The 13,220-nt window shown below is 57.7% G+C and carries 9 protein-coding genes; 4 read left to right on the forward strand and 5 right to left on the reverse strand.

The window, feature by feature from the left end; translation table 11 throughout:
- Positions 1 to 3 precede the first annotated feature (3 nt).
- The 3 genes from D4A39_RS15215 to D4A39_RS15225 are packed head-to-tail and all read right to left on the reverse strand — an operon-like array spanning position 4 to position 4,073.
- A complete protein-coding gene (locus tag D4A39_RS15215; RefSeq protein ID WP_022983702.1) occupies positions 4 to 669 on the reverse strand; it encodes an outer membrane beta-barrel domain-containing protein in 666 nt (221 codons plus the stop codon).
- Entirely contained in the window at positions 639 to 1,403 is a 765-nt protein-coding gene (locus D4A39_RS15220; protein ID WP_022983703.1) for an outer membrane beta-barrel protein, read from the reverse strand. The genes D4A39_RS15215 and D4A39_RS15220 overlap by 31 nt, the downstream gene beginning before the upstream one ends.
- 45 nt (positions 1,404 to 1,448) lie before the next feature.
- Entirely contained in the window at positions 1,449 to 4,073 is a 2,625-nt protein-coding gene (locus D4A39_RS15225; protein WP_022983704.1) for an HzsA-related protein, read from the reverse strand.
- Between the two features lie 203 nt (positions 4,074 to 4,276).
- Here D4A39_RS15225 and D4A39_RS15230 point away from each other — a divergent pair, with 203 nt between their 5' ends.
- The 4 genes from D4A39_RS15230 to D4A39_RS15245 all read left to right on the forward strand — a co-directional run bounded on the left by D4A39_RS15230 (position 4,277) and on the right by D4A39_RS15245 (position 10,598).
- Positions 4,277 to 5,455, forward strand: a complete 1,179-nt coding sequence (locus D4A39_RS15230; RefSeq protein WP_031225691.1) for a DUF1585 domain-containing protein — start codon at positions 4,277 to 4,279, stop codon at positions 5,453 to 5,455.
- Positions 5,456 to 5,458: 3 nt separating this feature from the next.
- On the forward strand, positions 5,459 to 7,927 hold the full coding sequence (locus D4A39_RS15235) for a LamG-like jellyroll fold domain-containing protein (protein ID WP_031225692.1): 2,469 nt from the start codon (positions 5,459 to 5,461) through the stop codon (positions 7,925 to 7,927).
- Between the two features lie 13 nt (positions 7,928 to 7,940).
- The gene (locus D4A39_RS15240; RefSeq protein WP_022983707.1) at positions 7,941 to 9,500 is read left to right on the forward strand and encodes a hypothetical protein; all 1,560 of its coding nucleotides are present in this window, start codon (positions 7,941 to 7,943) and stop codon (positions 9,498 to 9,500) included.
- A gap of 99 nt (positions 9,501 to 9,599) precedes the next feature.
- A complete protein-coding gene (locus tag D4A39_RS15245) occupies positions 9,600 to 10,598 on the forward strand; it encodes an FAD:protein FMN transferase (protein WP_119918512.1) in 999 nt (332 codons plus the stop codon).
- Positions 10,599 to 10,642: 44 nt separating this feature from the next.
- On the opposite strand, the gene D4A39_RS15250 is transcribed toward D4A39_RS15245, so the two are convergent.
- Positions 10,643 to 12,526, reverse strand: coding sequence for a tetratricopeptide repeat protein (locus D4A39_RS15250; protein WP_022983709.1), 1,884 nt, complete (start codon positions 12,524 to 12,526; stop codon positions 10,643 to 10,645).
- Positions 12,526 to 13,023, reverse strand: coding sequence for a hypothetical protein (locus D4A39_RS15255; RefSeq protein WP_022983710.1), 498 nt, complete (start codon positions 13,021 to 13,023; stop codon positions 12,526 to 12,528). Before D4A39_RS15255 ends, D4A39_RS15250 begins: the two co-directional genes overlap by 1 nt.
- Positions 13,024 to 13,220 lie beyond the last annotated feature (197 nt).

Genomic DNA, 13,220 nt, shown 5'->3' on the forward strand with positions numbered 1-13,220 from the left:
TTTTCAGAAATACAGACTCACGCCCGCCGTCATTTCCAGATTATGCGTGGTCTTGTCTTCACCCAAGATATCGTGAGTAAAGATATGGTCCTTCATGTCCACGCGAACGGCAGTAAAGTCATTGATGAGAAGCCGGTAGCCAACCCCCGCGCTGATGGTGAAATATTCATCGCCGGCAAAATCTGTCATCCCGGCACCACCAATCAGGAATAACGAATTATTGAAAGCCCGATTACGGGTCAGGAACGCTTCGCCAGGCAACAAGTTATAGCCAATTGATGCCTGATAATAGGTAAACTCCCGCTCCTCATCTGTCAGCAGCTGCACGCCTGCATTCAAGGTTTCGAAGCTGGTTTCATCCCCTTTGGCTCTCCCCAGGGCGGCCTCAAAAAAGACATCCTCGGACAGGTGATAGTCAAAACGAAGCCCTATCACTGGCTGGGTACCAAAATCTTCAATGGAGATCAGTCCCGCGTAAATTCCGGCTTCAAAGTTTTCGGTGTCGATCTCGGCTTCCCGGATACGGCGTCGTTCAATACGCGGGTCCAGTACAGATTCAGGAGAGGCCTCACGCACAACCGACTCACGGTCATCGGTCCCTTCGGCAAAAACAGTGCCTGATGTCATCCAGGCAAGGATCAGAACAAGACGGAGAAACCAAGTTTCCATTCTTCAAGATTCCGGTTGTCGTTTTCTTCGGTGAACAGCACATAGCTGCGGTACTCACCCCTCATGACAAAGCCTCGTGCCAGATACACGTTCAGCCCTATCCCACCAAAAGCGTAGTTTTCCTCACGATTCTCAGGTTGGACCAATGTCGCCCGGGGCTCAATCCTCGCTCTTCCTGTCCCGAGAGCCACATAGGGAGAGACTCGCCACTGAGGGAAAAGCTGGTGCTGCACATTGACATCAAAGAGGTTGTTATTCGAAAAATCGCCACTGGCTTGCGAGTACATCAACTCGCCAGTGAGGTTTTCTGTAAAACGGTAACCCAGAGCCACACCAAGGGAGGTCGCACCATCCAGCTCCCCCACCAGGACAGAAGCGTGCCAGTGGCCTTCCTGAAAAGCTTCGTGCCCAAGAGCATCCAGCTCGGGAGTTTCCCCGGTGCCATCCAGAGTGGCAGCAAGAGCGGTGCGAGGAACCCAACCTGATTTCCCCCGAACGGTCTCCACTTTTAACCATCCCGCACGCATGTACAGGATCGTCAGCGGGGCATCGCGCTCCACAACATGAAAGACGGGATAGCCCCGCCCCGGCCCCGTGTGAACTTCCACGTAGGGGTCCGAGACTTTCACCTGGACGGCGTCATATTCCCGCTCGAAGGCGTCATCAGACTCGGGCTCGGCGGCCAACAGCAGCGGCGGCAGCCAACAAGCCAAAAGGATCACTACAAGGCGCACAGGGTGCGTCTCCCCTTTCTATTCATAGACAGCCGCAAGGCTGTATTAATTTTCCGGTACCCGGAAAGGATCGTTATACAGCTGCGCGCCAATATCGATCCACTCAGCAATCAAACGGAGTTCCTGAGCGCTTAGCCATTCCTCATGCCCTCCATCAACCGCAAATGTATCAAAGAAACGGTCCGAATTGCGTGCTTGTCCTGCACGAATAGCGGCCGCCACGGGTACCGGCTCTGTCACAGGGACAGGATTGTCGTCGCCATCCAGCACCAGCTCACCCTCTTCATCCGTCTGGTACACAATATTCCCTTCATCATCGAAGACAATGACCAAACGGTCTACAAGTGCACCATCCTGCAATTCAAGTTCGTTGTCATTGAATAGCAGTTCCCGATAACTGGTCAGCTGGTCCGGCTGATCCGGAGAGGGATCACCAGTGAGCTCAAGCTGCCCGGGAGGAACCTGCAGGGCATTCATGCTATCGCGACGGTTGTGACAGACTGAACAGGTGACATCCTGCATGGAGCCATCGACGTCGGCGACCCTGGGCAAATCCCACAACGGCTGGATGTGGTCCTCATAATGGATGGTCGCCCGACAGCCCGGCGCCCAGGCACCCTGGCACTCAGGTGTCACCGGGGTTGGGGTGTTCAGGTCCTCGTAGGACAACAACACTTCGGTATCCGGATCTGGCGCGGGATCGCTCCAGGCGTCAAATGCCCTCAGGTCTACCGACGGCATGGCGCGTTCGGGATACAAGCGCGTCAGCGCCTGCGCCATGGTTTCTCCCGCATCCGCGAAACCGACCACATCAGAGCGGGTATTGGGGAAAGGCTGGCCGGTAAAGGGGGCTCCAGCGTTGAGAGAAGGCGCCATGCCATCAATCCTGCCATGGGGCAACGGGCTGTTGTTACTGTGACATCCCTGACACTGCAGGGTCTCGCCGGGACGCAAATTGATCCATGCTCCATGGCGGGAATACACGGCCTTGCCTTCCGCATCCACCAACTGAAGGCCTAAAGGAGCATCCGCAGGAACCTGCACGCGAACCGATCCATCGGGTTCAACCGGGATGTACCCCACGATTTCACGCATTCCGAAATTGGGAGCCCGGCCAAACTGGGCACCACTGATATCCCGAACATCGTCATCGGGAATCAGTACCCCCTTGGTAATTCTCAGAAAACGGACCGCGCGTTGCTCGGGACTTACCTGGTTCGGATCGCGGTAATCCGCAATAGTGTTGACTCCTGCCACTCCCCCATCAAACGTAGCGAACGCACCATCCCGGTCATGAACACTGCGAATATCCAGCATTGCCATATTGTCTTCAGCAAGCGCATCGTCGCGCTCCGGCAGCACTGCCGGCGCCGCAGACGGCTGTGGCGTGGCGACCGCAAGCTCCGTCACCCACAAGCCATCGCGGGGGTTTACCACTGGCCGTTGGGTGCCTTCCGCAGGGTCAAACACCCACAACCCATAGGCAGGAGGTGCCGCTGGCAAGTCCTGCGACAAATATTCGTCGGTGCAGGGTCGCAGGGTTTGCCCTTCCAGCAAACGACAAGGGGACCAGGCCATCAGGTAGCGTCCCGTACCATCACCAAGATCAAGGACATCGGCAACTGTTCCGCTGGTGATGTCGCCCGAAAGTCGCGTCACCGGAATAGGCAGGGGCTGTTCAGCCTGAGCGCCCACAATGCCAAACAGAGGAGTGTCCTGGTTCACAAAACGAGCCACATCGATGGCCACCGGTACCAGGGAATTGCCAGCGACCAGTTCCCTCAATCGAACAGCCGTCAGCACACGCCCATCCCCCATCATGGTCATCGGCAGGAACTGGCGGTCTTCCTGATCTTCACGAGCATGACTATCAGCTCCATAGAGCGGTGTCAGTGAGGTACCGTCCGGGTTAACGCGGTAAAGATCAAACCGGTCTTCGTTATCCTTGTTGTCCCAGCGCTGGAAGACAATGCGGCCGTCATCCATCACCAACGGTGCAACGTCATGGCTCATATTAAAGGTGATCTGCTCGATATCGTTGCCATCCTCACCCATCACGTGCAAGGCAAAAGCGTAGCTGTCACGGCCTTCTTCGAGGGGGGCGAACTGGGGCTTGCCCTCGTCCAGTAGCCGGGCCCGGGCCTGACGCTGACGGGTGGAAGCAAATACGATACCGCCTCCAGGCAGGTAGGCGGGGTAACGGTCCTGCCCCTGTTCGGCAATCAGGTCGCTGGTGACAAGCCGCCGGGCAACCCGGCTATTGAAATCGTATTCCCAGAGATTCCAGGTGGGCTGCTCATCCTCATCCGCATCCTCGATCTCTGGGGCCCGAGCCGAAAACAGCAGCCGATCGCCCGCAGGGCTGACCACCAGGTCGCGAATATCGTGACCACCACCCAACAGGGGAGTCGAAATATCACGTGCCACGGCGCCACTCGACAGCCCATCGCGCACCATCAGTCTCGCCCCCGCCATAAAGGCCGCAGGCTGCTCCAGGCTGTCAGGCTCCATATCCATCTCCATGTCCGCAACCGGCACGGTACGTTCCACGTACGCCACCGGAATATCGGTCACGGTAGGATCCTGGCCTTGTTCTCCCCCGTCCACACCCCCGCAGCCGCTGATCACCCCCAGCAGGCACAGAAGTCCGGATAAGCTTGTTGTTTTCACCCGTTCATCCGTCTTTCTTAGTTTTACGTCAGTATCGCGAACTTATTCTTAGTTTTCTGGGGCCCATATCACAGAGCCTGATGCAGAATGTCATACAGAATAACAGTGGGATACGGGAATTCTGTTGAACGGTCGTAACAACTGGCTTGCCTGTCGCCCATAATGCGACGGCACAGAGAAGACAACAAAAGAGGATGCTTCCAATGAGACGCACCCGGGGGATCGTGCTAGCCACAATGGCGCTACTGCTCAGCACGCAGGGCCAGGCCAGCAGCCGCGATCAGGCACAACGCATACACAACCGGCTTGCAGGGGTCCCTGCAGATGCCAGCACACTGGATACCATGGCGAGCATGATTGATGGCGCTGGCGGCCCCCAGGCCGCTGCCGAACTCGCCATGGAACACCCAGCGTTCTACAACGTCACACTCAAGCAGTTTGCCGCTCCCTGGACCAATGAAGCCCAGGATGTGTTCGTTCCGCTTAACGATTACACCGCTACGGTGATCGGTGCCATCCGTGACGACGTGGATTTTCGCCGCATTCTCTACGCCGACCTGCTCTACGTCGGTAACGCCAGCCCCGCAGCCGCGGCGGACAACAACGCACATTACCGAAATCTGGAAAACCAGCATGCGGACCTTAAAGAGGTTCTGCAGCCCACCAGCCAGGTGTCTCAGTACGGTACGCCCGCAGAGGCCGTTGCCGGGGTACTGACCAGCCGGGCTGCGGCCCAGGCATTTTTCTACGCGGGCACCAACCGGGCCATGTTCCGTTTCACCCTGATGAATCACATGTGCCGTGATCTGGAGCAGGTCAAAGACGTGAACCGACCGTCAGACAGAATCCGTCAAGATGTCAGTCGCAGTCCAGGCGGTGACAGCCGGATCTTCCGCAACAACTGTATCGGCTGCCATAGCGGCATGGATCCCATGGCCCAGGCTTTTGCCTACTACGACTGGCAAGGTGACCAGGAAGGGGATGGTGGGCGGATGCTTTACAACACCTCCAGCGACCCCGACACCGGAACCCGGGTCCAGGGCAAATATCTGATCAACAGCAACAATTTCCCCTGGGGCTACATCACCCCGGATGATCGCTGGGACAATTACTGGCGGGAAGGCACCAACGCCAACCTGGGCTGGGACAGTACTGGCCAGGGGTACGGAAACGGCGCCGCCAGCCTTGGCCGCGAGCTCGCCCACAGTGACACCTTTGCCACCTGCCAGGCAGAAAAAGTATTCGAGGCCGTTTGCCTTCGCAAACCCGCAGACAGCACCGATACCCAGCAAGTGGCCTCCATGACGACGGCCTTCAAAAACAACAACTACCGCATGAAGTCGCTGTTTGCCGATGCGGCCGTTTACTGCATGGGGGACTAAGCGATGCGACACTGGATACTTACCGCAGTTGCGCTCGGAGCCTTGTCCATGCTGTCTGCCTGTGGCGGCAGCGGGAGTGGTGCCTCCACAGAAGCCAACACCAACACCGGCTCAAATAACAACAACGTGAATTATTCAGGGCCGGCACCACGCAGTGCTGACGTCTCTGCATTCAAGATTTATATCTGGAACAACCTGGTAGAAGAACAACGCTGTGGCGCCTGCCACCGCGACCAGCAACCGGCTTTTGTCCAGACCGGCGACATTAATGCGGCCTACGCCGCCGCCAACCCACTGATCAATCTTAACCAGCCTTCCGCCTCGCGCATGGTGCAGAAAGTCGCTGGTGGCCACAATTGCTGGGAAAGCGATCCCCAATTCTGCGCCGACCAGATCAGCACCTGGATCAGCGCCTGGGCAGGGCAGTCCCTGGGGTTGGGCGGCGGCACTACAGAGCTGGATCCCCCTCCCATCAAGGAGCCCGGCAACAGCAAGAACTTCCCCTCTGATTCCGGCCTGTTTGAGACCACGGTATACCCGCTGCTCAATGATTACTGCAGCGAGTGTCATCAGAGTGATGCCAGCACTCCGCAAGGTCCCTATCTGGCTTCCGACGACGTCAACGAAGCCTACAGCGCAGCGCAGAGCAAAATTGATCTTAACCAGCCTTCACTCAGCCGCCTGGTAGAACGACTCGGCGAAGACAGCCATAACTGCTGGTCAGACTGTGATGATGATGCCCAGGAAATGGAAAATGCCATCCAGGCCATGGCCGATGGCATCACGGCTACAGCCCCGGACGAAGACCTGGTTCTCAGCAAGGCGCTCAACGTCAACGATGGCACCCTGGCAGCAGGAGGCGGACGTTACGAGAGCAACGTGATCGCTCGCTACGAATTCAAGACTGGCGAGGGTACCACCGCCTTTGACACCTCAGGGGTCGATCCGGCCTTGCATCTGCAGCTCAGCGGCGATGTTACCTGGGAAGGCGGCTGGGGCATTCGCCTGAATGGCAACGTTGCCAAAGCCCAGGGCAGCACTGCCACCAGCAGCAAGCTCAGCGACCTGATCACAGCCACCGGTGAGCTAACCCTGGAAGCCTGGCTGGTACCCGCCAGCACTGGCCAGGACAACGCCCACATCCTCAGTTATTCCGCCGGCCCCGATGCCCGTAACCTTACCCTGGCGCAAAGCACCAGCAACTATCTGGTTTATCAACGTATCGGAGAAGCCACCGACGCCAACGGCGAGCCCGTACTGGCAACGGACGACGACCCGCTGCAGGCCAGCCTGCAACATGTCGCACTAACCTACGACCCGGTCAATGGTCGCCGGCTTTACATCAACGGTGAGCTCAACGGGGCTATGGACCCAGCCCCCCCTGGCCTGCTGAATACCTGGGACGACACTTTTGCCCTGGTGCTGGGTAACGAGGCCTCAAGCAACCGTCCCTGGGAAGGGGTGATCCGTTTCGCCGCGATCCATAACCGTGCCTTGAGCGCAGAACAGGTTCAGACCAACTTTGCAGCCGGGGTTGGCGAACGTTACTTCCTGCCATTCTATATCGGTCACCTGATCGATCAGCCAGGCGCATATCTGGTATTCGAAGTGTCTCGCTTCGATAACTACAGCTATCTTTTTGCGGCACCCTACTTCATCAATCTGGAACAGGACATCGTCGAGGACGAAGCCCCGCTTGAAGGGCTTCGTATTGGCATCAATGGCCGTGTTCCGGGTGTTGCCCAGTCCTTCTCCACGCTGGAAACCCTCATCGGCGGAGAGGGTTACAGCGAACAGGGTGAAAACTTGTCACGACTCGGAACGTTGCTGCCGGTAGAACAGGGACAGGAAAACGACGAATTCTTCCTGACCTTCGAACGACTGGGCCAACACACCAATGTCTACACCGAGCCCACTCCCTTGCCGCTGATGCCTAACATGTACGGCGAACAGCCCAGTGTTGGACTTCGCGACTTTGCCGAAGTGAATGCCACCATGAGCCAACTTACTGGTGTTCCCGAAGGATACGGAGACGTCCCGGACACCTACCAGCGCCTTCGTACGCAACTGCCAACCGAAGAAAACATAGAGGCATTCCTGACGGCTCACCAAATCGGTATTGCGCAACTGGCCATCGAGTACTGTAACGCGCTGGTCGAAGCCGAACGCAACGGCGACAACAGTGTGACCCCGTTGTTCGTCGGCATGAACTACAACGCCCGGGTAGACAGCATTACCGAGCAACAATGGCGTGATCGTGTTATCTCCCCATTGTTTGACCGCATGGTGGGTCTCGATCTGAATCATCAGCCATCACGCAATGCGGTGGAAGGCGAGCTGGAAGACCTGCTGTTCACCACTAATCTGACGCAGTGCAGTGGTGACAACGAGGAGTGCATAGAACGCACCGCCACTGCCACCAAAGCCGCCTGCGCTGCAATGCTGGGCAGTGCCACCATGCTGGTGCAATAAAAGGGGACGAAACATGATCAAACGACATTTTTTCAAGAAACGTCAGCAGCCCCTGCACCCGGATGCGCCGCTGATAAACCTCGGTCACGGTAAACCGGTCAGCCGCCGGGACATGCTGGGTCGGGGGCTGGTCAGCGGAGCAGCATTTGGCACCGTGGGATTATTTGGCCTTTTCAGCAACCCGCGTGAGGCCATGGCCCTCAGTGGTGGCCTGGAAGCCATGAAGGAAACCTGCGGAATCGCCGCATCGGGAGCCGGAAAGATTCCCTTTATCTGCTTTGACCTGGCAGGCGGCGCCAATATCGCTGGCTCCAATGTGCTGGTTGGCGGCCAGGGCGGCCAGGAAGATTTCCTCACCAGCGGCGGCTACTCCAAGCTGGGCCTGCCTGGCAGCATGGCCCCCAATAACGATGCCGGCGTAGTAAACCGGGAACTGGGGCTGGCCTTCCACAGCGATTCACCGTTCCTGCAAGGCATCATGGAAAAAGCCGCCGCCGCCGCGCCCAGCACCAATGGGTGTGTTATCCCTGCCCGTTCGGAGAACGATACTGGCAATAATCCGCACAACCCCATGTACGGCATCTTTACTGCAGGCGCCGATGGCGAACTGATGTCCCTGATTGGCTCCAGCAGTTCGGTATCAGGCGGTAACTCCATGGCCCCGGATGGCTCGATCATTGCCTCTGCCCGTCCCACCAAGGTAGACAGAGCGACCGATGTGACCGGGCTGGTGGACACCGGGAAGCTGGTGGGCCTTCTGGACCAGGCTGATGCAGTGTCCGTGATGGAAAGCATTGCCCGTATTAGCCACCGGCGTATCGACCAGCTAGATAGCGGCCTCACCGACAGTAACCGACGAGCCAATCTTGAGGACCTGTTGCGCTGTGGCTACGTTGAAGCCGCCGATATCACAGAACGCTTTGGCGACCCCGCTGAGCTGGACATCGAGGAGGACCTGGACATCCTCGCCATCTTTGATGAAAACGAACTGCGGGACCGGGAATTCCAGAAGACCGCATCGATCATGAAATTGGTCGTCAACGGCTATGCCGGAGCGGGCTGCATCTCCATGGGCGGCTTTGATTACCACACCGGCGAACGCGGCACGGGTGAGCAACGCGATCTGCGCGCAGGGCGCTGCATGGGCGCCTGCCTGGATTACGCCCGCCGCAAGGGTGTTCCACTAATGATCTATGTGTTCAGCGACGGCTCTGTTTCCAGCAATGGTCGCATTGATGACTCTGAGGCAGGCAGGGGCAAGGGTGAATGGACCGGCGACAACTCCTCCACTGCCGCGTCGTTCATTCTGGTCTACAGCCCCAACGGACGCCCCACGCTAAATAACGATCAGCAGCAAATCGGCTGGATGCGACCCGACGCCTCCGTGGAAACCGCCGGCAGCCCGGCAGCCAACAACGTGAACCTGCTGGCCGAGGTGGTGTGGCTGAATTACCTGGCTCTGCATGGAGAGCAAGGGCAATTTGCCAGCAAATTCCCTAACCACAGCCTGGGTAATGCGGCATCCATGGATCGACTAACCGCCTTTGAACCCATTGTCAGTGGTACTATCTAGCGACCCTGAGCCCTGTCGGCGGCAAGGTAAGGTATCCCTCGCCTACCTGCCTGCCGGCCCCGCGGTCGGCTCACTGACAATGTAAAGGTGACCCTCACCATGGCCTTTCGACCCTCTGCCCGCCTGCTGGCCGGCAGCCTTCTTGTCGCTCTTTGCATGCCCGTTTTTGCTCAATGGCAACAGCATCAATGGGACATCATGGGAACCCGTGCCAGCGTAACCCTGTGGTCCCCAACCCCTGCGGCGCCGCTATTCCGGACCCTGGAAAACGAAATGGCTCGGCTGAATCAGCTGTTGTCCCCCTGGGTAGAAGACAGCGAACTGGCACAACTCAACCGACTGGCAGCCAGTAAACCGCAAACCATCAGTGCCGAGTTTTATCGCCTGTTGGAACGCTCCGCACATTATTACCAGCTCACCGACGGCGCCTTTGACATTACCTTCGCCAGTGCAGGCCACCTGTATGACTACCGGAAAGGCAAGGCACCTGATGCTCAAGCACTGAAGCGTGCCACACGGCATATCGGTGCTTCACGGATAGCGTTACTGGATAACCATCAGGTGCGTTTCAGCGACCCGGGGACACGCATCGATCTGGGCGGGATCGCCAAAGGTTACGCCATCGACAGAGGGATCGCCTTGCTGAAAGCCGCAGGGGTGGAACATGCCTGGCTGTCACTGGGCGGTGACAGCTATGTGCTGGGAGACCACCGTGGTCGCCCCTGGGAAGTCGGCATACAACACCCGCGCGATCGCAGCGGCATTGCCATGCGACTCCCTATTTCCGATGTCGCCATGTCTACCTCTGGCGATTACCAGCGATACTTCATTCAGGATGGCGAACGCATCCACCACATTATCTCCCCAAAGACGGGAAAGAGTGTCGGGGAACTGGTCAGTGTTACCGTGCTGTGCGACAACAGTGTGGATGCTGATGCCCTGTCAACCAGTGTATTTATCCTCGGCAAGGAAAAGGGATTGGCACTCATCGACAGACTACCCAACACCTCGGCAATCCTGATCGATCAGCACGGCAAGGTAAGCTACTCCAACGACCTGGCTGCCCCTGCCACGGCTACGCCTCCCTCATCAGACTGACGCTGAAGCATGCCCGCCGGGCATGCCTCCTGTCAGGGTGCCGTTTAAGGCTGGATTTGCAGAGATTCGAGGCCCTGGCCTTCCACTGGTGCGGGTGACCCGCGACGCTCACGCAAGGCCCGGTGATAGAGGTCCGCCAATCCTTCATGGGCGGAAGCCGAGAACCGTTTGAGCCGGGCGCGGGTTGCCGTTACCTGCTCATACGCCGATGCCTGCAAACCGTATTGCTGGCGGCGCATCAGCCTCTCGCCCCGCTTTTGCAAATTGGAAAGTTCCGCTTCCAACTCCGGCAGCTCACGTTGAAAGACCTCAAGGCGATCGACTCTGTAGGTGGCATAAAGCACGCGGCTACGCAGCAGGCGGTTTTCTTCAAGCAGACCTTCTATCTGCTTGATTTCACGCTCACGGTCCCATTGTCTGGGAACAATGTCCTGCTGCATTTCCCATAGCAACACGCCCTTGTAGAAGTCCAGCTTCTCCACCATATCCGGGCGCGCCTGCTGCCCCCACCCCTGCGTATGCTCTCTCGCCTGCTGCTGGGCAGTCCAAAGCTTCTGCTCGCGATCCGTGGCAAACGGGAGCGGATCCTGGGACTCGACCGCCTCGCTAAAACGACGTTCCAGACGGGTCATCTGCCCCTGAAAATCCTGGCCAGCAAGATCTTTCAACAAAGCTTTTGCTTCCGGGCGCAAGGTGTTGTGCTTGCGTTCATGGGCTGCCAGCATCGTGTACAGGCCCGGCATCTTCTGCTGCCAAAGGCTGAGCAGATTCCGCTGACGCATCAACTCATGATACTGATTCCAGCCCTGCTGGAATTCCGCAGTAGCGAACCACTCGTAAAAGGTAGGAAAACTGCTCACCCGCTGAGGCAAGAAAGCGGGCACTGGATCCATGGCCGTGGACCAGCGCGGCGAGCCAACCATCTCAGCAAACCATTCGCCACCGGCAATTTGCGCCTCCACTTCGACCAGGTAGGTATCCAACTTGTCAAAACGGTCCAGCGCAGTTTCGAATGCCTGCCTTGCCGCCTTCTGATTGTTCAACGACTCATACAGGTAAGGTATGGCCAGCTGAGCCTCCTGAACCGTGGCACGCTGAATCGACCCCTGATCCAGCTTCTGCAACACAGGCAAGGCTTTGCCTGGCTGGTTGGCCAACAGCAGAGCGCGGGCATAAAGCAGCAGGGAAATATCCGAGAACGGTCCCTCCAGACGGGCATTGCTCAGCAGTTGCAACGCGCGATCCTGTTGTTCGCTGCGCAACATGTAGATGGCCAAAGCCAACATGGCCTTGTCTTTGATCGCGTTGGTCTCTGCACTACCGGGCGGCAGGTTGGCCAACTTCCAAAGCCACTCCTGCCCCAAAGAGGGATGCTCGCCGTTGATCCAGCTGATGGCGAGGTTATAGCGAAGGTAAGCATTGAGCGGGTGATTTTCCGAGAAAGCATCCAAAGACTCAGCCGCCTCTTCATACCTCCCCAAACGCATCAAAATCTTGGCTCGCAGGCTGTAGAACACCTCCTGCAACGCCTCGGGAGGTTGCTCCCCTACCTGCTGCTCAAGGGTTGCCAGCGCCTGCTTGTATTTGCCCTGTCGATAGTAAAGACCCGCCAGATGAATCCAGGCCCGCTGGGCAACACCATCACTAACCTGACTGTCGAGCAGCGAATCAAACACCTGCTGGGCATCTTCCGGCATGCCATAAGCGCTATACATGGCACCCAGCAACACCTGAAGCTCAGGCTTATGAACCTGCACTTCACCGCGCTCCAGTGCCATCTGCGCCCGGGTCAAGGCCGCGAAGTAATCGCCCTGCAAATAGAGATAGGCCACCTCACCATAGGCGGGCTCCTCCACCTTGTGCGGTTCATCCAATCGCGCCCAAACCAGACTGCTGCACAGCAGCAGCAGATAGAACACACCACGCATCAGCGCCAGTCCCGAAAGCGAAAACGGGGCTGCTGCTTTGACTCGTCATCTTCGATATGCAGCTGAATGAAATGACGGCCATGGGCTTTTTCGAACTGGCCGTTTACCCCACGACGGATTTCCCGGCCACTGGGACCAGTACCGGTCACGAAAGCTGTCAGCTCATGCTCACCGTTTTTTACGTTAGCCAGCGCCAGTCGTTGCACCGCGCCATTCATCAGCGCCCGAATTTCTTTTTCGGTGTAAAGATGACTGGCCAGCACTTCGCCGTCCAACTCCAGGGTAATACTGTCTGGCTGGAAAAAGTGCCCCACATCCAGGGAGACATAGATCCCCACCTGGGTATCCGCCGGGAACAACAACTCTTCCTCCAGCAGCAGCAGGCGCTTGTTCACTTCCAGTACATCCCGTTTGAAATCTGCCAGATCCTTGTCCAGCTCGCCCCCATGCAACTGGCCCATCACCAGTAACAACAGCATCACAACTACGCGGCGCATCGTTCCCCCGAATTCAGGCTTTCAATGGTTTTTCAGCAATCTAGCACAGTCTTTTCGCCATGACTGTCGGCATTGTCTCATCCCATGGTTACAAACAGTGCCGGCTGTCGGCCTTGTTCGCCGGTGAGATACAAATTTCTCACAGTTGGCCCTTGCCATCCTTCCCCCTTGAGGACCATTATCAAGGGGTCGGCTTT

The sequence above is a fragment of the Alcanivorax profundi genome (genome assembly GCF_003597125.1).
GTDB classification, from domain to species: domain Bacteria; phylum Pseudomonadota; class Gammaproteobacteria; order Pseudomonadales; family Alcanivoracaceae; genus Alcanivorax; species Alcanivorax profundi.

Excerpts from the sequence above, each read along its gene's own strand:
- D4A39_RS15215 (WP_022983702.1), bottom strand. The coding sequence starts at position 669 with ATGGAAACTTGGTTTCTCCGTCTTGTTCTGATCCTTGCCTGGATGACA.
- D4A39_RS15230 (WP_031225691.1), top strand. The coding sequence starts at position 4,277 with ATGAGACGCACCCGGGGGATCGTGCTAGCCACAATGGCGCTACTGCTC.
- D4A39_RS15235 (WP_031225692.1), top strand. The coding sequence starts at position 5,459 with ATGCGACACTGGATACTTACCGCAGTTGCGCTCGGAGCCTTGTCCATG.
- D4A39_RS15240 (WP_022983707.1), top strand. The coding sequence starts at position 7,941 with ATGATCAAACGACATTTTTTCAAGAAACGTCAGCAGCCCCTGCACCCG.
- D4A39_RS15245 (WP_119918512.1), top strand. The coding sequence starts at position 9,600 with ATGGCCTTTCGACCCTCTGCCCGCCTGCTGGCCGGCAGCCTTCTTGTC.
- D4A39_RS15250 (WP_022983709.1), bottom strand. The coding sequence starts at position 12,526 with ATGCGTGGTGTGTTCTATCTGCTGCTGCTGTGCAGCAGTCTGGTTTGG.
- D4A39_RS15255 (WP_022983710.1), bottom strand. The coding sequence starts at position 13,023 with ATGCGCCGCGTAGTTGTGATGCTGTTGTTACTGGTGATGGGCCAGTTG.